The organism is Microcoleus sp. N9_A2, assembly GCF_036701775.1.
GTDB lineage: Bacteria > Cyanobacteriota > Cyanobacteriia > Cyanobacteriales > Microcoleaceae > Microcoleus.
This window is the reverse complement of sequence record NZ_JAUBRH010000059.1, coordinates 1-22,413: the sequence shown is the minus strand read 5'-3', so window position 1 is coordinate 22,413 and position 22,413 is coordinate 1. Positions and strand designations below refer to the sequence as shown.

The 22,413-nt window shown below is 46.8% G+C and carries 18 protein-coding genes; 9 read left to right on the top strand and 9 right to left on the bottom strand.

The annotated features are described in order from the left end of the window. Positions 1–83 precede the first annotated feature (83 nt). From QUA44_RS24835 to QUA44_RS24805, 7 genes are all read left to right on the top strand, one after another. Positions 84–308 carry a DUF433 domain-containing protein gene (locus QUA44_RS24835; RefSeq protein WP_333255364.1) on the top strand — a complete coding sequence of 75 codons (225 nt, stop codon included), beginning with the start codon at positions 84–86 and terminating at the stop codon, positions 306–308. Positions 309–353: 45 nt separating this feature from the next. Next, positions 354–1,064 carry a M15 family metallopeptidase gene (locus tag QUA44_RS24830; RefSeq protein ID WP_333255366.1) on the top strand — a complete coding sequence of 237 codons (711 nt, stop codon included), beginning with the start codon at positions 354–356 and terminating at the stop codon, positions 1,062–1,064. A gap of 284 nt (positions 1,065–1,348) precedes the next feature. Beyond that, positions 1,349–2,422: a glucose-1-phosphate thymidylyltransferase gene (locus QUA44_RS24825; RefSeq protein WP_333255368.1), complete on the top strand. Its 1,074-nt coding sequence runs from the start codon at positions 1,349–1,351 to the stop codon at positions 2,420–2,422. Positions 2,423–2,661: 239 nt separating this feature from the next. After that, positions 2,662–3,195, top strand: coding sequence for a hypothetical protein (locus QUA44_RS24820; protein ID WP_333255370.1), 534 nt, complete (start codon positions 2,662–2,664; stop codon positions 3,193–3,195). Positions 3,196–3,205: 10 nt separating this feature from the next. Continuing rightward, positions 3,206–5,341, top strand: coding sequence for a glycosyltransferase (locus QUA44_RS24815; protein ID WP_333255371.1), 2,136 nt, complete (start codon positions 3,206–3,208; stop codon positions 5,339–5,341). A gap of 320 nt (positions 5,342–5,661) precedes the next feature. Beyond that, positions 5,662–6,732, top strand: a complete 1,071-nt coding sequence (locus tag QUA44_RS24810; RefSeq protein WP_333255373.1) for a glycosyltransferase family 1 protein — start codon at positions 5,662–5,664, stop codon at positions 6,730–6,732. Between the two features lie 90 nt (positions 6,733–6,822). Next, positions 6,823–7,905, top strand: a complete 1,083-nt coding sequence (locus QUA44_RS24805) for a glycosyltransferase family 1 protein (RefSeq protein ID WP_333255375.1) — start codon at positions 6,823–6,825, stop codon at positions 7,903–7,905. A gap of 249 nt (positions 7,906–8,154) precedes the next feature. On the opposite strand, the gene petG is transcribed toward QUA44_RS24805, so the two are convergent. Beyond that, positions 8,155–8,274: a cytochrome b6-f complex subunit V gene (petG, locus tag QUA44_RS24800; RefSeq protein WP_015174208.1), complete on the bottom strand. Its 120-nt coding sequence runs from the start codon at positions 8,272–8,274 to the stop codon at positions 8,155–8,157. 181 nt (positions 8,275–8,455) lie between these two features. Between petG and QUA44_RS24795 the strand changes: the two genes are divergently transcribed. Beyond that, positions 8,456–8,836, top strand: a complete 381-nt coding sequence (locus QUA44_RS24795; RefSeq protein WP_333255377.1) for a cytochrome c — start codon at positions 8,456–8,458, stop codon at positions 8,834–8,836. Positions 8,837–8,981: 145 nt separating this feature from the next. Here the strand turns inward: QUA44_RS24795 and QUA44_RS24790 are convergent, their stop codons facing one another. From QUA44_RS24790 to QUA44_RS24770, 5 genes are all read right to left on the bottom strand, one after another. After that, positions 8,982–14,288: a DUF4347 domain-containing protein gene (locus QUA44_RS24790; protein WP_333276749.1), complete on the bottom strand. Its 5,307-nt coding sequence runs from the start codon at positions 14,286–14,288 to the stop codon at positions 8,982–8,984. A gap of 515 nt (positions 14,289–14,803) precedes the next feature. Further along, positions 14,804–15,160, bottom strand: a complete 357-nt coding sequence (locus QUA44_RS24785; protein WP_333255381.1) for an NIL domain-containing protein — start codon at positions 15,158–15,160, stop codon at positions 14,804–14,806. Between the two features lie 376 nt (positions 15,161–15,536). Next, positions 15,537–16,415, bottom strand: a complete 879-nt coding sequence (gene cysW / locus QUA44_RS24780; RefSeq protein ID WP_333255383.1) for a sulfate ABC transporter permease subunit CysW — start codon at positions 16,413–16,415, stop codon at positions 15,537–15,539. Beyond that, complete coding sequence (gene cysT / locus QUA44_RS24775) at positions 16,405–17,265, bottom strand: sulfate ABC transporter permease subunit CysT (RefSeq protein ID WP_333255385.1); 861 nt, start codon at positions 17,263–17,265, stop codon at positions 16,405–16,407. The genes cysW and cysT overlap by 11 nt, the downstream gene beginning before the upstream one ends. 92 nt (positions 17,266–17,357) lie before the next feature. Next, positions 17,358–18,500 carry a sulfate ABC transporter substrate-binding protein gene (locus QUA44_RS24770; protein ID WP_333255387.1) on the bottom strand — a complete coding sequence of 381 codons (1,143 nt, stop codon included), beginning with the start codon at positions 18,498–18,500 and terminating at the stop codon, positions 17,358–17,360. A gap of 365 nt (positions 18,501–18,865) precedes the next feature. Here QUA44_RS24770 and QUA44_RS24765 point away from each other — a divergent pair, with 365 nt between their 5' ends. After that, entirely contained in the window at positions 18,866–21,022 is a 2,157-nt protein-coding gene (locus tag QUA44_RS24765; RefSeq protein ID WP_333255389.1) for a WD40 domain-containing protein, read from the top strand. 128 nt (positions 21,023–21,150) lie between these two features. Here QUA44_RS24765 and QUA44_RS24760 read toward each other — a convergent pair whose 3' ends face one another. The 3 genes from QUA44_RS24760 to QUA44_RS24750 are packed head-to-tail and all read right to left on the bottom strand — an operon-like array spanning position 21,151 to position 22,097. Continuing rightward, the gene (locus QUA44_RS24760; RefSeq protein WP_333255391.1) at positions 21,151–21,510 is read right to left on the bottom strand and encodes an IS110 family transposase; all 360 of its coding nucleotides are present in this window, start codon (positions 21,508–21,510) and stop codon (positions 21,151–21,153) included. A gap of 46 nt (positions 21,511–21,556) precedes the next feature. Then, positions 21,557–21,937 carry an IS110 family transposase gene (locus QUA44_RS24755; protein ID WP_333255393.1) on the bottom strand — a complete coding sequence of 127 codons (381 nt, stop codon included), beginning with the start codon at positions 21,935–21,937 and terminating at the stop codon, positions 21,557–21,559. Further along, the gene (locus tag QUA44_RS24750; RefSeq protein ID WP_333255395.1) at positions 21,903–22,097 is read right to left on the bottom strand and encodes an IS110 family transposase; all 195 of its coding nucleotides are present in this window, start codon (positions 22,095–22,097) and stop codon (positions 21,903–21,905) included. Before QUA44_RS24750 ends, QUA44_RS24755 begins: the two co-directional genes overlap by 35 nt. Between the last annotated feature and the right edge of the window lie 316 nt (positions 22,098–22,413).

The following is a 22,413-nucleotide window of genomic DNA, read 5'->3' as shown; positions in this document are numbered from 1 at the left end:
AAAGTCCTTACTATAAACAGATCGAAAGCTACGCTCTTTAGGTTAGGTTAGGTTAGGATATATTTAATATATGCTCCTAAAATATGGAAAACCAACTTTTGCAGCGCATCACAATCGATCCAAATATCTGTCACGGACAACCTTGTATTCGCGGTCTCCGATATCCAGTAGAATTGATTCTTGAATTACTTAGTTTTGGTATGAATGCTAAAGAAATTATAGATGAATATGACGATTTAGAACATGAGGATATTCTAGCTGCTTTGCTATTTGCCGCGCGAGGGACTCAAGTGAAAAGCATATACTGAGTATTGTAGTTCATCAGTAATAAAAAACTAGGGTAAAACCTTGATATGAAACCATATCAGAAAATAGTGATCGACGAATGCGGCGAACCTTTAGTCCCCATTCCACCAGAACATTTTGCCTTTGAAATTCCACACCCTTATCAAAAGTTGGGTGCTCCCTATCACAACAGCAAAGCAGATTCACCTTACTATTTGCGGCAAGGAGTGGTAGATAGTTTAATCGCAGCTAAAACCCACCTACAGCAAAATTATCCAAATTGGAAAATTCTGATATTTGACGCTTATCGGCCGGTGGAAGTCCAGCAATTTATGGTAGATTATACTTTTAATCAAATTGCCCTAGCTCAAGGCTGTGAATTTCCGGTTTCCGAAGACAAACGCCAAGTGATTATAGAACACGTATATCAATTTTGGGCAGTGCCGAGCCTCGATCGCGCGACGCCTCCTCCTCACAGTACAGGTGCTGCTTTAGATATAACTTTAGTCGATGAAAATAATCGGCGAATTGCTATGGGTTCTCCGATTGATGAAATATCAGAACGTTCTTATCCAGATTATTTTGCTAACAGCAATCACCCACAAGAAGAGCAATATCACCGTCACCGGCAAATCTTAAAAAATGCGATGATAGCTGCGGGTTTTCAGCAACATCCTAACGAATGGTGGCATTTTTGTCTGGGCGATCAGATGTGGGCTTGGTTGACAAATCAAAACAATAGTGGTAGTCAATTGATTGCTCGATATGGCCGCTATTAAAAGGGTACGCAATTAAATCGGGACTGGCGCACTCGCAACCTTGAGAAACCGGGTTTATTGACAAAAAACCTCAGCTTTTAACTGCTTCCTGTGGCAATAAACCTGGTTTCTGACGCTCTGTGCCTCCCGCACTATAAAAGTATGAGCAAAATAAATCATTTGTGTCAGGATACACGGCAACTATTGCCAGCGGGGTAGCGGTAGTTTAAAATCAACGAGAGCGAACAAGTGCAGGCATAGTTGCCAGCACCGCAAACCCTAAAGGATAACTCAGAGTTCACCAAATGAAAGCACTCATCCTCTCTGGCGGTAAAGGAACACGCTTGCGTCCCCTCACCTATACGGGTGCTAAGCAGTTGGTTCCTGTAGCAAATAAGCCGATACTGTGGTATGGAATTGAAGGAATTGTGGCGGCTGGGATTACGGATATTGGGATTATTATTAGTCCCGAAACCGGGGAAGAGGTGAAGACGAAAACAGGAGATGGATCTCGCTTCGGTGCAAAAATTACTTATATCTTGCAAGAAAAGCCGGCGGGACTCGCTCACGCGGTGAAAGTGGCCCGACCATTTTTGGGAGATTCTCCGTTTATTATGTATTTGGGAGATAACTTAATTGAGAATCCGCTAGATCCGTTTTTAGAGATTTTTAACAAGCAAAAACTAGACGGGCTGATTTTGTTGCGCCCAGTTAAAAATCCCTCGGCTTTTGGTGTGGCAAAAGTTGATGAAAACGGGCGAGTTTTGGAGTTAGTAGAAAAACCGCAAAATCCGCCATCGAATTTAGCACTGGTGGGGATTTACTTTTTTGCTCCTAGTATTCATGAGGCGATCAATCAAATTCAACCTTCGCCCCGCGGCGAACTCGAAATTACCGATGCCATTCAACAGCTCATCAATCAGCAAAAACACGTAGAAGCCTGCAATTTAGAGGGTTGGTGGCTGGATACGGGGAAAAAAGACGATTTGCTAAGTGCAAACCAAATCATTTTAGATAGCTGTATCGTAGCTTCAACTGAATTAAAAGTAGACGCCAAAAGTCAAATTATCGGACGAGTGCAAATAGGCGAAGGAACGGAAATCATTAATTCTACAGTGCGCGGGCCAGTGGTAATTGGGGAAAATTGCCGCATTGAAAATTGCTTTATCGGGCCTTACAGCAGTATTGCCGATCGCGTGACGATGATTGATGCTGATATCGAACACAGTGTAATATTGCAAGGGGCGAAAATAGTTGGCATTCACCAGCGAATTGTTGACAGCGTGATCGGGCAGCGAGCTCAACTAACCAATGCGCCGGCTCGTCCAAAAGCTCTGCGGTTTATGATTGGTGATGACAGTCAAATTGAGTTAGCTTAAATTGAGATATTGCCAATATCGGAAGCAATAATCCTGATTTAACAAGAGATAAATTTTCTTGTGGGGAGTAGGGGTTGGGCATCCTGCCCGCCCTGGAACAGGCAAGATGCCTGTTCCACAATTAATTACAATTATTCACACAGCAAAGCTGCCCATTCACAATTAGTTAAAATGATTGAAACAGCAAAGATGCCTGTTCCATAATAAGTCATAGTAAGTTATATAAAAGAGAGGAAAGTTTGCAGTACGAAGAAATACCAACTCAACAGATAATACATAAATTGCGACAAACTTTGGAGCCGCGAATTGGTATTGCACAGCCGCCCCTGTTGGGAACAGAAAATAGTGCGATCGCCCACAATGAAGATGACGAAGACATCGCCCTTTTAAAGGCAGGTTTCGACATTTATAATATCCCCATTACCTCTTACCAAAGGCAACTCGGTTCCGCAGTCATCGCCGTTAGAAAAATAGTCCGAAAATTGCTCAGGCCCGTACTCGAACGTCAAGTTATTTACAATTTCGCTAATACCCGGGTCGTGCATACATTAAGCACACAGTTGCAAAAATTGCAAGAAAATCAACAAAATCTAGAGAAAAAAATTGAATCGGAATTCAGCAGCGAATATCCCGAAGTTACAGCACAGCTTGAGACTCAACAAACAGCGATCGCCACTTTTCAGTCGGAAATAGAGCAAATTAAGGCAGTGCAGCAGCAACATACTGCTATTTTAGAGAAGATTACCGCTCAATTGCTTGATCGACAACAATAAAGCATCAAAGATGACCACACTGCCCATATGCTCGTTAATTATAGTCAACTATAACGGTCTGCGCCACACGAAAGATTGCTTAAAATCTCTACAAAAACTTGCGTATCCCGAATCGCAACTCGATTTAATTGTAATTGATAATTGTTCTCAAGACGACTCCGTTACTTCCCTGCGCGAACTATTTCCAAAAGTTCGGATTTTTGTCAACTCCGCCAACAACTTTGCTAAAGCCCTCAACCTTGGCATCAGCGAAGCAAAAGGGCAATACATCGCCTTTCTAAATAACGATGCTACCCTTGAGAGTCGCTGGTTAGAAATTCTTGTAAAAAAGCTAGAAACTAATAAAGAAGTAGGTGCGACTAGCGGCAAATTGTTGTTTAAAGACGGGCGAATTAACAGCGCAGGTATTCAGCAATTACCTAATTTTTATTGGCAAGATGTCGGCTTTGGCGAAAAAGATGCGGGACAGTACGAAACAGAACGGGAAGTCGAAGGGCTTTGTTGGGCAGCGGTGCTTTTTAGGAGAGAATGTCTCGAAGATGTCGGGCCGATAGATGAAGATTTTGTGATGTATTTTGAGGATGTAGAGTTTGCCAAACGCTGCCACAAACGCGGTTGGAAAATGCTTTATACTCCCGCAGCAATCGCCCATCACGAATATCGCGGTTCGAGTAAAGGAAGCAAACTTACCGAGTATTTCTGCAACCGCAATCGATTTTTGTATTTGGCAAAACATGAACCGTTGCAATTAGTCAAAGCAATTCATACTTCGGATTTTTTTAGTAACAAGCAGTACGATTTGCTGTTCGAGAGTTTATTTGTAGCGATTAAAAAGCTGCTTGATTATCAGAAACCAGAAATCATCGAAACTGTATTGCCGCAGTTGTCGGAAAAGCTGGCGGTGATTTACAGTCGGATGAAGGTCGATCGCATTTTACCTCGATTGCAGGTGGTTCGGGGCGATCGCAAAATGTCGATCGCCATTTACGATCACGGACTACATTTTATTGGTGGCGGTCAAAAATACGTCGCTACCATCGCCTCGCTGCTACAAAATGAATTTGAGATTACTTTTATCGCCAACAAACCAGTTGCTGTTTCCGACTTAGAATCGTGGTACGGACTCAACCTTTCAGGATGCAAAATTAAAATTATGCCCTTGGCGTTTTACGAGAAACGCGGAATGCAGTGCATCGATTCCAGCATCATCGTGGAAGATATGGAAAATCCCTTTGATGAAATTGCCAGAGAAAGCAAAAACTACGATATTTTCATCAACGCAAACCAACTGGAAAAAGTTAAGCCACTGTCGCCAATCTCAATATTTTTCTGCCACTTTCCCAATACCTTCCGCAACCGTCATTTTGCTGTCGATGACTACACTTTTATTATTGCCAATAGTCAATTTACTGTTAAGTGGTTGGAGAAACGCTGGAACCTACAGCCAACTTTTCTGCTTTATCCGCCCGTGGAAATGGCAACAGTTAAAGTGCCGAAAGAAAAAATAATTTTGGCTGTGGGACAGTTTGAAGCTGGGGGAACAAAAAAGCAAATTGAACTAATTAAAGCTTTCCGCTGTTTGCTAGCAGATTATCCCGAAGATTTTCAAGGATGGCGGCTCATTTTAGCCGGAAGTAGCATTCCGAAAAATCCTTATTTAAAGACAGTTCAGAATTTATTGAAGCAAGATTCAAGGGCGATCGAGATCAAAGTCAATGCTGACTTAGATGAGGTAAAATCGCTTTATGCTAGAGCGAGCATATTTTGGCACGGCTGCGGTTTGGGGGAAGTCAATCCTCAAAGATTTGAACATTTCGGGATGGCGACTGTGGAAGCCATGCAAAATAGTTGTGCTCCGATCGTTTTCAACGGCGGTGGCCAACCGGAAATTATCGAACATGGGCGATCGGGCTTTTTGTTCAATACCGTTGAGGAACTGTGCCAGCATTCACATCAACTAATTGTTAATCCTGATTTGCTAGCAGAACTTCAAGCTGGTGCACAGCAACGCAGTCAGAACTTTAGACTTGCACGTTTCGATAAAAAAGTCAATAGTTTTTTTGAGATTATTCACCAAGAGTATGCTACAATTCGGCTGCCAAATCCTGCCGATATAGCTCAAATGCTCGATCGCGATCGCGGATAAAGTGTAATATTTAACATCGCCAAAAATGTATATAAACCCGCGCTTTGTATGGTGCGTCGCTGCGAGATTTTCCAGCGAAGCAAGTAGATGCTTGATGGCGACGCACCCTACGATATAAACCCGCGCCTTGTATGGTGCGTCGCTGCGAGATTTTGCTTCCCAAGTGGATTGTTGATGGCGACGCACCCGACGGTATCAATAATAATGTACATTTTGATTGTTTGTTGGGTGGGGGCGGGTTTAGGAGATTATGGGTTTTAAGCAATTATTGTTGGTAAAACCCGCCCCTACAATTGGGAGAAATTCTGTTCCATAAAATCATGTCTAATTCACTGTTAATCAACTTGTCCTTCTTAACTCCCGAACCAACCGGAATCGGGACTTACGCCACTAATCTTTTCCCGCAACTGCAACAGCTAGAACCAACATTACTCGCTTCCCAGCAAATTGAAAATTATACTTGCTATCAAATCCCAGAAACTCTGACACCGAATCGCGGCCCGAAAGGACAAATTAACAGACTGCTGTGGACTCAGTTTGAGTTACCAAAAATTTACCAAAAATTGCAGTCCACCCTGATGTTTTCCCCCATTCCCGAAGCACCTTTGTATTCCGGCTGTCGCTACATCGTCACAGTTCACGATTTAATTCCTTTGCGATTTCCCCAACGGTTTTCTAGATTAACAGCTTATTTTCGCTACTACATACCCCAGGTTTTGCGGCAAGCAGAACACATTATTTGCGATTCTCAAGCAACGGCGGCAGATGTTGCTAACTTTTTCCAGATTCCGCGTCAGAAAATGACCGCCATTCCCCTAGCTTGCGATAATATTAATTTTAGATATCTCGACTTGCCCACCAAAAATTATTTTCTTTATACCGGCAGACACGATCCTTATAAAAACTTAGAAAGATTAATCGGTGCATTTGCGAGTTTGCCCGATCGCGCAAATTACGAATTGTGGCTAGCAGGGCCTCCCAATGCCTACACGCCGCAGTTGACAGCACAAGTTGAAGAATTAGGTTTACAATCTTTGGTAAAGTTTCTCGGTTACGTTCCCTATTCTCAATTGCCCGTACTAATGAATCAGGCGATCGCCCTAGTTTTCCCTACACTTTGGGAAGGATTCGGCTTACCAATTTTAGAAGCAATGGCTTGCGGCACACCCGTCATCACATCCAACCTGTCATCGATGCCAGAAGTAGCCGGAGATGCCGGATTATTAGTCAATCCTTACAGCGTCGGAGAAATAGCCGAAGCCATGCAAACAGTAGCCACAGATTCAAAAGTGCGATCGAACTTAAAAAATGCTAGTTTAGCCAGATCATCTCAATTTAGCTGGAACAAAACCGGAAAAGCAACCGCCAACATCTTACAACAATACCTTTAAATCTTCCCTCTCTTCCTCTCTGCGCCCTCTGCGCCCTCTGCGGTTAATAAAAAAAATCCCACCCAAAAACCGCAATCTACATATTATCCCATGCCCAATCCCCAATCCAACCTGCTAATCAACCTCTCCTTCCTAATTTCCAAACCAACCGGCTTAGCCATCTACGCCAAAAACCTATTTCCTCACCTAAAAACCCTCAATCCCACATTACTAACAGCAGAAAAATTCCCCAATAGTAACTGCTACCAAATCCCTGCCAATCTAACACCAGAACAAGGAACCAAAGGACACATCAACCGATTGCTGTGGACACAAACCCAACTTCCCAAAATTTACAAACAGCTAAAATCTAACCTGTTATTTTCCCCAATTCCCGAAGCTCCTTTATTTGCAGGTTGCCGCTATATCATTACAGTACATGACTTGATAGCGCTGCGATTTCCCCGTCGCTTCGATCCTCTGACACCTTACCACCGCTACTACATTCCCCAAGTGCTGCGACAGGCTCAACACGTCATTTGCGACTCTGAATCAACTGCGAAAGATATCGCTAATTTTGGCAAGATTCCTACTAATTTAATTACGCCCATTTTCCCTGGATATGATACCAGCTTTTTCCGTTTTCTAGACTTACCAACAAGCAATTATTTTCTTTATATCGGTCGCCACAATCCTTATAAAAACGTGCAGCGAGTTGTAGCAGCATTTGCTACTTTGCCTCATAATTCCGAGTACGAATTGTGGATAGCAGGTTCGGAAGACAAACGCTATACGCCCCTGCTGAAGGCGCAGGTTCAAGAATTGGGATTGGTCGATCGAGTAAAATTCCTAGATTACCTCCCTGCAGCCGACTTGCCCAAAGTCATCAACCAAGCGATCGCCCTGGTTTTCCCCAGTCTTTGGGAAGGATTCGGGCTCCCCGTGCTGGAAGCAATGGCCTGCGGCACTCCTGTCATCACCTCTAACCTGTCTTCAATGCCAGAAGTGGCGGGGGACGGCGCCTTATTAGTTAACCCCTACAGCGTTGAGGAAATAGCCTCTGCTATGCAAGAGCTTGCAGCCGATGCCAAAGTTCGATCGCACTTGCGGGAGCTCGGTTTAGCCAGAGCAAAACTATTTAGCTGGGAAAAAACAGGCCTGGAAACTGCTGCTATTCTCGATCGATATCTTTAACGAAGGAAGAAGGAAGAAGGAAGAAGTCAGTAGGTAGATTAATGCCCCATGCCCAATTCCCCATTCCCACTCCCCCTGACAGCCTGAGTTAGGGGCTGTATGCCATTTTTATATCAAATCCGTTAGCATCGGAATAGTAAATTCGAGTTCACTGTTGACGGTTGACTGTTCACTGTCAACAGTCAACAGTCAACCGTCAACCGTCAACCGTCAACCGTCAACATCATTCCGGTGTAACCGGAAATGATATTACTTATTGATACCCAACTGATCGCCGCGCTTGTACTGCTGATAAGCAGCAAAAAACAGCCCCGACAGAGTAACAAAGATTAGACCCAGAACAATACCTGAAAGCAGCGGTTCTACCATGAGAGCTCCTTAACGTTAAGATTTAACAACCTATTTTTAATATTACCAGCACTTACACAGATGAAATTTCGCATTCATCGCTCTTCCAGGGGTCTGAGAGCTTGCTCTCCCCGCTGCAAACGATTAAGCTATGTTATGAGAAATAAATTTTCTTGTAGATACTATTTTTAATTGAACTCCTTTGAATAACCAATTTGCCAGGAATGAAATTAAAAACCCGATCGAGCGCATTGCCATATTTGCGATCGCGGTGTTACTTGCCATCATATTGGCGAGTATAATAATTCGTCAATTTCAAGTCGCCGATCCCTACGTCAAAAGCGTACTATCCCTCACGGGCAACCCGTTTCAGGGTTCCGCCATCTTTCAAATGAACTGTGCGGGTTGTCACATATCCGTTTCAGACAGTCAAGTCGGGCCCAACTTGCACGGAGTGTCCGAGCGCAAATCCGAATTCGATCTGATCCGGCAAGTCACCAGCGGGCAAACCCCACCAATGCCACAGTTTCAACCGAGTCCGCAAGAAATGGCCGACTTGCTGAAATATCTCGAACAAATTTGACCAAAGAAGGGGAACGGAATTCGTTCCCCTTCTTTGGCAAAGCCTCGAAACCAATGCTTCGAGGCTCTGCTTCCCGATAGTCTGTCTCTGCTGGGACGACAGGCAAGTGTCGGATCGGTTGCAACTGCCGAGTTTTATCTGCGGACTAAACCAGCAAGCTAAAACTGCTCGCCGATAACTGGATCGGCTGCACGCCCGTCACTATAGCCAAAATCTGGTCGCTGTTGGCAAGCCCGATCGCCGTCGAGCCATTAGTTTCGGTCAATGACAGTTGATTGAAGTCCAAGCCTCCCACCAAGTTGATCGAATCAACTCCTGCGGTGAAGTTGATAATGGTGTCAATTCCTCCGCCCGCTGACAAAACAAAGCCATTGCTGCCACTGCCGCCGACGAGGGTATCGCTGCCAATGCCGCCAAAGAGCAAGTCATCGCCGGTGTCAGCAAAAAGCAAATCATCGCCGCTGCCGCCAATTAAGGTATTGTTACCCTCGCCGCCGCAGAGAATGTCATTGCCTTGATCGCCAAATAGCACGTCGTCGCCAGCGCCTCCCAAAATTACGTCATCGGCTTTGCCCCCGTACAATAAGTCATTGCCTTCGTCGCCAGAAATAGAGTCGTTGCCACGATTGCCATAAATCGTATCGTTACCGCGATCGCCAAAAATCAGGTCAAAGCCTTTGCCACCGAAGAGAGTATCGTTATCGATGCCTCCGTAGACAGTATCGTTGGCTATATTGCCATTGATGTAGTCGCCGCCCCCTCGGCCAAATATCAAATCGTTGCCGCCCAATCCGAAGATAGAGTCACTGCCGGCACTACCCAAGATCGTATCGTCGCCGTTAGGGCCATTGATCGCATTACCCGCTGAAGAAGTGCCGGGATCATTGGGAGTAGCGATCCTGGGGAAGTTCTCAGGGCAAACCAAATCTGTCGGTACAGGTGCAGGCGTCGGCGTCGGTACAGGTGCAGGCGTCGGCGTCGGTACAGGTGCAGGCGTCGGCGTCGGTGCAGGTGCAGGTGTCGGCGTCGGTGCAGGCGTCGGTACAGGTGCAGGTGGCAGTGGCGTCGGCGGCGGAGTCGGCGTCGGCGGCGGAGTCGGCGTCGGCGTCGGCGCTGGGAAGTTCCCGAAGTTGATGCCGCTGATAATAGCGCCCGAAGTTAGGGTGATATCGGCGGGTTCGGGTGTGCTTTGGGTAAACCCAGTTTGGTTGACTTCCCGGACACGGTAGGTTCCCGGCGTTAGGTTTGGGAAAAGGTAGTTGCCACTGTTGTCTGTGGTAGTAGTAACAGGATCAGGAGCAGTTCCAGCTACGACATTGGTTAACTGAATTTGGAAATTGGGTAAACCCGGTTCTCCAGCATCCTGAGTACCATTGTTGTTGGTGTCTTGGAACTTCAGACCTTGGATCGCCCCGGGTTGGGGCAGGAAGTTGCCGAAGTCAATGCCCGTGATGTTATCGGAGGGATTAACCGTAACGGGGGCGGGGTTAGGGGTCGTCTGCGTCCAGCCGTTTTGCTGGACTTCCCTTACCTGGTAAGTACCTGCGGGTATATCTCGGAGAGTGTAGTTGCCCGCTACATCGGTGATGGTAGTCGGTTCGCCCTGCTCAAAGATGCCATCGGGATTGATACTGTCGAGGAATATTTGCCAGTTACCTAGCCCCAATTCTCCGGCATCCTTAACGCCGTTGTTGTTGAGGTCATTGAATTTTTGACCGCTGATCGTGCTCGACTGGAAGTTGCCGAAGTTGATATTAGCGATGTCTTGACCGCTGGTGACAGTGATGTCCGCCGGGTCGGGGGTAGTTTGCGTCCAAGTAGGCTGCAAGACTTCCCGCACCTTATAGGTTCCTGCTGACAAATCTAGAAATTTGTAGCTGCCGGCGGCATCGGTGAGGGTGTTCGGTTCCCCGGTGTCGAGAGTACCGTTATCGTTGGTATCGAGGAAGAATTGCCAATTAGGTAGTCCTGTTTCTGCTGGGACATCTTGGATGCCATTGTCGTTGATGTCATTGAACTTCAGACCACTAATCGAGTTGGGTTTGAAGTTGCCAAAGTTGTTGTTTTGGGAGTCGGTGCCGCTGGTGACTGCGATCGTAAACGCGCCGGAAAGAGTAGGCGTGGCTGCATTGACGGGGGGCACAGTTTGCGTCCAGCCGGTTTGTGGCACTTCCCGCACTGTATAAGTGCCGGCTGGCAGGTTGGTGAACTGGTAGTTACCCGCGACATCGGTGACGGTGGCGTTGGTGCCTGTTTCTGCTGGTACTTGGTCTTGCACGCCGTTGTTGTTGGCATCCAAGTAAATTGTCCAGCCTCCTAGCGGTGGTTCTGCTGGCGCATCTTGGGTGCCATTTTTGTTGAGGTCATTAAATTTGAGGCCGCCGATTTTGCCGAACTGGAAGTTGCCGAAGTCTTGAGCCGTAATGTTTGTGCCGCTGACCGGGTTAATGGGATAAAAAGTCGGGCCTGCGGTTTGTGAGAAACCAGTCGGCACGTCTTCTCTCACAAATTGCCGACCAGAGCCGACGTTGGCAAAGCTATAAGTGCCAGCAGCCGCTGGCGCTGTTCCGGTAACTTGAGAGGCGATTTCCGCATCACCGCTATCTAAAGTGCTGTTATCGTTAGTATCTTTGAACAACCGAATCGTAGTACCGTTCAGGGGCGTATCGTCGGGACTGAAGTCGTTGCCTGTGAGGTCGGTGAATTTGGTGCCGCTAACGGTGATGTTTTGGAAAACGCCGAAGTTTTGACCGGTGATGGGAGTACCGCTTTGGGCACTAACGAGAATTGCCGCAGCGGGGAAAGAGATGCTGGAGTTGGCTGGGGCAGTGGCTTGTATCAGGTAATTGCCGGGGCCTATATCCGAGAATGTGTAATCTCCTGTTCCCGCAGTCGTTTGCGCTGTGCCGACAACAGTATCTGTGCCGACTTCTAGCGTGCCGTTGGCGTTGGTGTCTTGGTATAAGTTAACGGTGATGCCGTTTAATACGGTGTCATCGGGCGTGAAGCCATTGCCCGCGAGATCGGTGTAGGTTTTGCCCGCGATCAATGTTTTCTGGAAGTTGCCGAAGTCGGCGTTAGAGACATCAGCAGTACCAGTGGTCACTGTTGGCGCTAAAGTCTGTACCCAACCTGGTTGTAACGTTTCGGCGATCGCAGTATTTGCCTTAGTATCCGTGAGGGTGTATTGACCCAAAGTTGCAGCAACCGCAGAGCTAACAGCAGTCTTAGTTTCTGCGGTAATAGTCCATCCACCTAAACCTGGATCTGTCGCAGCTTTAACGCCGTCGCCGTTGATATCGTTGAATTTCTGACCCTGAACAACTGGCCCGTACTCGTAAGCACCGATGTCAATAATGGGTTTACCAACGAGAGTATTGTCAATTTTGCGAGGGAAACCTGTGCCACGTTGGTCGAAAGCAGTAGCGCCCACTGCCGTTATGGTTGGGTCGCCTCCACCAATGGCAGGGTTGCTGCTGGTAGTTACAGGGCTATTGTCAACTAGGGCAAGGGTGAAAGGAGCAGCAGTTGCGCCGTTGAGTCCGGCTGCGGCGGCTGGTGCTAATACACTTGCGATAGGAACTGCTAATTGCTCAGTAGCCGCAAAACCTGTACTCCCCGTGAGGAGTCCAATCAGGTTGTTGTTCGCTGTGAATGCTCCTGTAACATCGGTGTTGGTAGCAGCAGTGTTGCCAGCGACGATCGTATTCTTGACCGTGACAGTACCACCGTTGTCAATTCCTCCGGATCTAGCAATCAGACTAGCCGGCGCGCCAACAGTAGCCGCTGTAGCAGAGTTATAGGCGATCGTGTTGTTAGTCAGCGTAGCTGCTGCACCTAAGTTAACGAAAATTGCACCGCCTGCTGCTGTACCCGCACCTGCGGTAGCATCACCAGCATTTCCACCCGTGACTGCATTGCTATACAAGGTGCTGTTGGTCAAGGTCAAGCTGCCGCCACCGACAAAAATCGCACCACCCAAACCAGCACCGCCACCACCTGCAGTAATGCTACCAGCACCGCCACCAGCAGCACCAGCAGCACCACCAGTGCTACCAGCACCACCGCCACCACCCAAGCCACCAGCACCGCCAACACCGCCAGCACCGCCAGCACCGCCAGCACCGCCACCGCCGCCAACACCGCCAGCACCACCAGCACCGCCCAGGCCAGGAGCACCAGCAACGCCAGGAGCACCAGCAGCAGCACCGCCAGCACCGCCAGCACCACCGCCACCACCACCGCCGCCGAAGATTCCGGCGCCGCCAATCCCACCAGCACTGCCAGGCCCACCATTACCGGTGGTGGCTCCACCAGTACCACCAATGCCACCAATGCCACCAGTGCCACCAGGGAAGCCAGGGCTACCATTACCAGCGGTGCCACCAGTGCCGCCAACGCCATTAGGAACACCACCAACACCACCGATCCCGGCCGCACCAGGAGTGCCACCAGGAACACCAGTATTTAAGTCGCTGTTGCCACCAACGCCACCGCTGCCAAGAGTACCGTTACCGCCGATAGCCTGGTTGTTCGAGAAAGTCACTCTGTCAACAATTACGCTGCCAGTATTGATAAAAAGTGCGCCGCCTAAACCGCCAGCGCCGCCACCACCACCAACTGGTGCGTTGCCACCTAATGCTCTTGCAGAATCAATGGTGAGGTTGGAGATGTTGACTGGGTTTGCACCGCTATCAACTACGAAGGCGCGGAAATTACTACCGCCCCTGATGGCAAAACCTCCGCCAATGATATTGGTGTTGTCACTAATTTTTGGCAGCAGCCCCGCGAGGGTGATATCCGCAGTCAGGGTAATTGTGTCAATCCCAGCATTGATGTTGGCAACATTGATGGCATTTTGCAGTGCGCCAAAGTCGCCAGCACTCTGGTTTAAGTCAGCTAGCACCCCGCTATAAGCTTCTCTCGCTTCTTGGGAAAATGCCAAAGGTGTTTCTATTTTCCCCGTAGTGACTTCTAGTTCCCAGTCTCCACCCAGGGCTGCACTACCAGTCAAATTATCCGAAGCCGCAATATTTGCTTTTGTTAGCTGACTCAGCCTTTCTACGAAGGCCACACCGGCTTCTGTGGCGGCAACGTTGCAACCGTAAAGCAGAATTTCGGGTTTAGCTGTAGTTGAATAGTTCGAGTTTGCCGAGGCCGCTGGTAAAGCAAACCATGTTTCTAAATAATTGCGGTAGCTTTCAATATTGCTGAAATTGAGTTCTGTGGTTCCCAGTTGCAAGCTGGCTGCTGCGCCGTGAGACAAAATGTGGACGGCTGCAATGTTTTGCCGCTGTTTGAGTGTTTCAGCGATTTGCTTGATGCCGTCCCGATCGCCCTTGAGAATAATAACTTCTGTATCAGAGTTTATACTTTCTGTTAGATTTTGGTAATCTTTAACTTTTGTATCTACGAAAAGTAACTGGTGTTTCCGTTCTTGATGAAATTTCATAAATTAAATACTCCTGGTACACGCACACATCAAATTCATAGCACAAACCCAGCACAGCAGCGATCTATCTTTTTCTGGTGTCGATAGAGTCGATCGCCCGCCCCTGGTTCAACCTAAGTTCCCTGTTGACAAAAACGCATTTTTGTGATTCGCGACAATAAATCACTTAATTTGATTACTTAGAAGTCTGAAAGGGGGATGTTGTTCCGGCTTTTACAAAAATTTTTTATGATACCTGCACAAAGATTTTAATTTTAAAACAAAGTTAGTACCATATTTTATAAAATATGTCAATTAGAAAAATTACTGAGGGCGATCGATAGTTATGAGTTATTGGGTAAGCTGTCCAGCATTTAAATTGTCTGTTACAAAACGATCGAACTATCAGTGAGGTGTTCCGCCCGCCCTGAATATACAATTTAAATGCGCGACAGCTTACTGGTTACTGGTTATTTGAACTGTCAACTGTCAACTGTCAACTGTCAACTGACCACTGACAACTGACCACTGACAAATCACCAAGTTTCTTCATCGGGATGATTGGAATTGCTCCAGATTTCCACATCTAAATCGTTGAGATAAATGAGAGCACTTTCAATCTGTTGACTTGTACCGATAAGTTCCAAATCAAACCAACCGTCATCAGAAGTTTTGACACCCAACAAAGCTGCATTAAAATTTACCGTCAAACCCTGTTCCGAAATCAGGTTAGAAATTACAGGTTCCTGATGGTATTCTTTAGGAATGCGAATGCGAATGCGGGTTTGAGTTTGTCTGCTGTCTGCGGGCTGAGCGTGCCGGTTGTCTGGTTGAGTTTGGTTGAAATTGTCGATCGGCTCAAATGCCGATCCGCTAGCGTTTTGATTTAACATTTCGACCTCCTAATCTTTATTTCTGTTTACATTTTGCACCAATATAGCTCTTCAGAACTATCGCTGGCGGGGGCATTTTTTTAGTCTTTAGGTATCACGAACAAGCTATTGGTGAAGCGAGCAACTACAGTAGTTTGACAGTGCCGTATCTTAGTTTCACTGTTTATAGCCTTTCTCAGAAAGATGAGGTACTATCCGGGATAGGGCATAGGGTATATGGCATAGGGCATAGGGCATACCTCACTTTTGTGAGAACCGCTATAATCCATTTGCCAGATTCAAAAACCAGGTTTTTTGGATATTGGTGCGCAAGTTATCTAGACCAATGACAACTGACAACTGACAACTGACATGACAACTGACAACTGACAACTGACTATTCCTCAACTTCCTTAATGCTAGTTTTTCGTTCCAAAATCTCCTTAAGTACAAGGGTAACAACTCCTAAAAGACCTAGAACTACCGCCGCTGAAAATGCGGCTTGCGTCGCGTACTGCTTGTAAGCATCCTCTACAAACAAAGGCAAAGTTTGCGTTTTTTTAGCAATATTTCCCGACACCACAGAGACGGCTCCAAATTCTCCCATTGCTCTAGCATTCGTCAAAATTACTCCGTAAAGTAATCCCCAGCGAATACTCGGAAGCGTGACATTCCAGAAAATTTGCCAGTCATTTGCTCCCAAAGTTTTCGCAGCCTCTTCTTGATCTGTCCCCACTTCTTCCAAAACAGGAATTACTTCGCGGGCCACAAAAGGCAAGGTAACAAAAGCAGTAGCCAGCACCATTCCAGGGAAGGCAAAAATAACCTTGATATTGGCAGCCTCCAGCCACGGCCCGAACCATCCCACCCGACCGTAAAGCAGTACAATCATTAAACCTGCAACTACGGGAGATATGGCAAACGGCACGTCTAAAATGCTGATTAATAGCGTGCGCCCCCGAAATTTATTGCGGCCAATTACCCAGGCTGCACACAAACCGAAGACTGTATTTACAGGCACGACAATCAGAGAAATCACCAGGGTAAGTTGCGCTGCGTGCAGAAAATCTGGCGAGGTTAAGTTAGACAAAAATGGCTCAAATCCCTTTCTGAAAGCTTGGTAAAAAACGTTGAGCATGGGGATGAATAAGACGAGAGCAAGATAGCCGCTCGCAATTCCGATTAAAGTTGGTTTTACCCAGGCTTTCTCTTTACTCCGACTAGAACCACCGGGCGGAAACTTGTAATCAGCGGGTGAATTTATATTAGCCGTCATAGCGTCTTCTCCATGCTTGTAATAGATTTATTGCGAACAGCATTGTCAGCGAAATAGCTAACAGGATAGTGCCGATAACTGTTGCTCCTGCATAGTCATACTGTTCCAACCTTTGGAAAATTAAAACCGGGGCGATTAAATCTTTGAAGGGTATGTTAGAAGCTACAATCACAGTAGAGCCATACTCGCCAACCGCTCGCGAAAATCCGAGGGCAACCCCGGTTAAAATAGACGGCAACAGCGGCGGTAAAACTACTCGCCAGAAGGTTTGAAATTGAGAAGCACCCAAGCACCAAGCTGCTTCTTCTATGTCTTTTTCCATTTCTTTTAAAACTGGCTGTACAGTCCGCACGATAAAGGGCAAGGAAATAAATATCATCGCTATTCCTACGCCCAAGCGAGTAAATGAGATCTTGATTCCCAAGGGTGCAAATAGCCCGCCGATCCAGCCGTTATCGCTGTAAACTGTGGCGAGAGTTAAACCGGCGACGGAGGTGGGCAGTGCAAAAGGTAAATCGACTGCTGCATCGACAACCCGTTTTAAGGGAAAGTCGTAGCGGACTAATACCCAGGCAATTAATGTGCCGAATACTCCGTTAATTAATGCTGCAATTAATGCCGTAAAGAAGGTGACATCGTAGGCGGAAAGGGCGATCGGGCTTGTGGCAATTTTCCAAAATTCGGCGGGGTTTGCTGTGCTGGCTTTCAGCAGCATTGCTGCAACTGGGAGCAATAGCATTAAGCTGAGGTAGCCTAGGGTGATTCCCCAAGGTAATGTGATTTTGCCGATCGCCCTTTTGATATTCTGAATAGGAGATTGAGGGTTGCTGGTAGGAGATGATACAGCCATAAGTGAATAGTTTTGAGTTGTCAAGAATAGTGAATCTTTTAGAGCCCCGACAACTTCGGGGAAGTCGGGGATCAGGGCATTCTATTTTTTTACTATCTAATTGAACCTTGGATTTTGTCAAAAACAGCTCCGTCATCGAAGAATTTCTGCTGAATATCTGCCCAACCTCCTAAGTCTTGAGCTGTAAATAGGGTTTTGATGGGGGCATATTTTTTGACAAATTCTGGTTCCGCCGCTACTGTCGCATCTACTGGGCGGAAGCCTACTTTGGCAAATTCTCGCTGAGCTTCTGGGGTGTAGAGAAACTTGACAAATGCTTCGGCGACTTCGCGAGTACCGTGTTTATCAACGTTTTTATCGACAATGGCAATCGGATTGTCGATCGACACATTGACTTCGGGAATACTATAAGTCGGTTTTTCGCCTTTCTCACCAGCCAGAATAATCTCGTTTTCGTAGTTAATTAAGGCGTCGCCTTGCCCTTGTTTGAAAAATACATCAGTGGCTTCGCGGGCATCTTTAGTCAGAATCGGGACGTTTTTGTAGACTTTGTTAGTAAAGTCTAATGCTTTGGTTTCGTCTCCTCCGGTTTTAACAACCGAGCCCCAAAGTGCGAGGAAATTCCAACGGGCAACGCCTGATGTTTTGGGATCGGCAGTAATCACTTTTACTCCGTCTTTGCTTAAATCTTCCCAGGTTTTGATGCCTTTGGGATTGCCTTCGCGGGTAACTATTGCTCCTACGGATTTGCTGACTATGCCTTCGTTGGGGACTTCTTTTTCCCACCCAGGTTGAATTAGTCCGGCTTTTTCGATTTTTGCGGTGTCGAGGGCGAGGGCTAGGTGTACGATATCTGCTTCTAAACCGTCAATTACGGCCCGAGTTTGGGAGCCGGAACCGCCGTAGCTTTGGTTGAAGGTGACGGTTTGGCCTTTTTCTTTTTGCCATTGTTCTACGAATTTGGGAATAATGGCTTCGTGGGCGGCTTTGGTGACGGCGAAGGATACTAGGGTTAATTCTACGTTGCCTTTGTTGGCTGCTGGGCTAGCACCGCCTGGAGTGGCTGCGGGATTGTTGGTGGTTCCCTGGCCGCAGGATGCAACGGCCAGACTTAAAGTTATTCCCACTAAAAATAGCGACACAAATCTTTTCAGCGCCGTAAATGATTGATTTGTGCTGGCTGGTGGCTGTTGTGGCCAGTGAAGGTGTTGAGTTAGGCGTTGCCACGGGCTCATTATATTTGTTCCTCTCGTAAAAGTACGGTTATTAGGTCGGAATACCGTAATTAGGGTTGTGAAGTACGATTATAGACAAGAGCGAGTCAAAAGGCAACAAAAAAAACAAATTGGGGGAACTCAGGGTTGATCGCATATCCTGATGTCTTTTCCCTCGGTGCTTTCGAGCCAGATTTGGGGTAAAATGTAAAGTGTATAAATAGTATTATTGAGTTAAAGTGGTCAACTTGCGCGGCTGCACGATACGCCCTACGACTACCATCGGCCGATCGCCCAAATGTAATAGCCCTGCCAAGAGTCCCCGCCTCAGCGAGATATGCCTGACTCGCGCGATCGTCCTTAACTAAGAAAAAGTTTTAACTGGTATGTCCTTACCCCGCCCAGTCTCAGACACCCTAATTGAACTGTTGAAGCCTGTAGCCTCTGAATTGGGAGAAAGATTGGGAGCAAGCGCTGTCAACGAACGCTATGCAGAAATTGAGCCGTCTGGTTCTTCAGTTTTAAACCAGCAAATCAAAAAAGACCCCCGCTGGATTAAAGCACAAGTGAGATATTTGCAGCGGCAGCAGGCTAGAGAACAAGAATTAATCGCCGTCGCCGACGCAGAAGAATGGGTAAAGGAAGAACGCGCTAATCGAATTAAGGCACAAGAAGTAAGAGATAAACGGGCAATTAGTCGGCTTTGCCGCGACTTAATGCGGGAGTTTCAATCAGAAGCAATTCGAGTTAAGCTGAGCGAAATTCAAACTATTTGGGACAGGGACAACTGGTTTTCTAATTTGAGCAGGCAGGAAACTGAACAGATTTTGCAGCAGCAGCAGCACCGATTGCTGCTGTTAGTTGCTCCCGCAAAAATTAGCGAAGATTGCCCCGATTCGTTTCGCCACAATCTGAATATCGAGCTGCCGGCTAAGTTAAGAGCTTTTTTGAACCAGCACTACCCCCCCCAGGGAGATTTGTGCCCGGTTCAGTTTTACGGAGACTATTTCAAAAAATCGATTTCTGATATTGATGTGGAGCGGTTGCAGACTGTGTTGTCTCCCGTACCGACAGCTATACTGTACAGCGATATCAGCGATTATGAAGTTAATTTTCATGTTGGTTTTTGGGGAGTCATCAATCAGAGCGTTTCTCTAGTGGCGATGCAGCCTTGGAATTGGGAAGAGGTTTATCACCAGTTAGAAGCGCAGGGGAAAGACAAAAAGCTGAGCCTGCGGATTATTCGGCAAATAATTGTGACTATTCACAAGTTATTGGCGGCTTTTTTAGCTGATTTGTATTATTTAAATATCGATTTTACTCACGAACCTCAGTTATTTAAATTAGAGGCGGAATTTGCTCAGGAATGGTTTTCTAAAGATTGGGCCCAACCGTATATTGAAACTCTTAAAGAAATTCAGGAGCAGCAGCGAATAGTCTATAAGGGAGAGATGCGGCGGCTGGCGCTGCGAGAGGCGAAAGCTAGGGCGGAACGCCAGCGTTTGGAGGAGGCTGAACTCAAACGCAGACAGGAAGCTGAGGCGGTATCTAAGCGGGTGAAGGAATTAGCTCACAAATTAAAACATCAGAAATGGCGGTGTGTATATACGCTCCCGGGACATTCATCCTTTGTGAATTCTCTGGCGATTAGCCCTGACGGCAAAATTCTGGCTAGCGGCAGTTGGGATAAAACTATTAAGATTTGGAAGTTAGAAACAGGGGAATTAATTGGCACTCTGACGGGACATTCCGATCGCGTAAATTCTGTGGCTATTAGCTCGGACGGAAAAATGTTGGTCAGCGGCAGTTCGGACGAAACAATTAAGTTTTGGAATTTGTATAACGGTGATTTATTGTGTACTTTTCCGGGACATTCTATGGAGGTGAATTCGGTGGCGGTTAATCCGAAGAGCCAGCTAATTGCTAGCTGCGGTGGGGCTGATAATGCGATTAAGCTTTGGAATTTGCGGACTGGTGAGTTGCTACGGACTTTGAGGGGTCATGCTGACAATGTGAATGCGGTGGTTTTTAGCCCGGATGGTAAGATCTTGGCGAGCGGCAGTTCGGATGCGACGAGCAAGGTTTGGGATGTGGAAAGTGGCAAGTTACTGCGGACTCTTTCGGGTTTGAGTGTTGGGGTGAATTCTGTGGCGATCGCGCCGGATGGTCAGATTCTTGCTAGCGTCAGCAATGATTATACGATTAAGCTGCGGAATTTGCATACCGGCAGTTTGTTGCGGATTTTAAATACTAATTCTGGGAAGGGAAAGGGTGTAGCGAATTTAGGAACGAATGAGGCGCTGCATATTTTGCAGAATTATGTGAGTCGGGGCGATTCGGTTGCTATCAGTGGGGACGGTTTGACTTTGGCTAGCGGCTGCGATGATAATACGATTAATATTTGGAATTTGCAGACGGGGGAGTTGTTGAGCAGTCTGAAGGGACATTCGGGTACGGTGTACTCGGTGGCGATCGCACCTTCGGGCAATTTACTCGCCAGCGGCAGCGCGGATGAGACGATCAAGATTTGGCGCTGCGATTAGGCAGTCATTAGTCATTAGTCCGCAGTCAATAGTCAGTAGTCAGTAGTCTTATCGTGTTCGGTAAATTAACCACAATACTTGTAGATACTGTCTTGAACTGTCAAGGGGTAGCGAGTAAATAATTAGGGTCAAAAGGCTTTTGGGACTTTAAAATCCCAAAAGCCAAATGCACCAATTTCCTCATCAGAGCGCCAATCACCTGCATTTTGACGCCAGCCACGACCCAATAATCGCTCACTCATGGCCTTGAGTAACGGATTGTGACGCATCGCCACTACCGCAGGCAGATACAAGGCTTTTCGTAGTCGGACGTTTCCGGTGCAGGACAAACGAGTTTTGCCTTTAACCGAAGTCCCAGAACTGCGTTCACAGGGAGTTAAACCAGCATAAGCGGCTAATTGACGGGCATTGTTGTAATCGGAAACATCACGAATTTCCGCTAACAATACGGATGCCGTCTGTTCACCAATTCCGGGAATTGAGGTCAAAAGGTCGCGTTGTTGTTTTAAATGTGGATGTTGGTCAAAATGGTCGCTAATCAGTTTTTTGATCAGTTTTTGTTGCCATGATTAGGTACTCCAAATGTGCAAGGGTAAGCCCAGCAACAGTTGGCGTAGCTGTCTCCAAACGGTTTTGTTCGATCGTCATCATTTCTGTGACTGATTCTAGCCGTCGCAACAAAGCTTGTAATTCCTTGACTTCGGGCGCCGTTGGTGTCCACAGAGCCGGTTTCATCGCAGCACAAAAACGAGCAATCAGTGCTGCATCTACGGAGTCGGTTTTAGTTCGCAGAAGTTCGCTTTTAGCAAACCCCTTAATCCGGGCCGGATTGACGATACTTACCTGAAACCCAGCCCCATACAGAAATTCGGCTAAAGCTTCACGCCAAAATGCTAGTAGCTTCCATACAAGCATGGAGCTCGACTACACTTTGTTGTTTGAGCCAGTTATGTAAACTTTCAAACCCTTGAGTATTGTTAGTAAACTTTTTGGGTTTAGTCGCACGACTTTCAGTCAGCAATGAGACATGAAAGTCTCTTTTACTGATGTCTATACCTAAGACTGTTGATGTCATTGTTTGCTCCAGATGTACTCCGATTTATGAAAGAACCGACAGGCAATGGAAGACTAACCTTGTCAATGCAGGCTTTCCCGATCAAAAGATCGAGAGCCTAAGATACTGTCCAGCTTAATGTGCGCCTGTCATCAGTAATGGGAGCTTATCTACGCAACAGACTTATTCCGCCTAAGGGGCGGGCCAACTTCACCAATTTCTGATGTCCTTAAACAGCACTTTCCACTGAAACTTGCATCTTATACCATTTTTTTAAAGATGTGCTAGAGATAAAGAATGTAAAATCCAAGACCATCCTGTGAGAAAACCAATGACA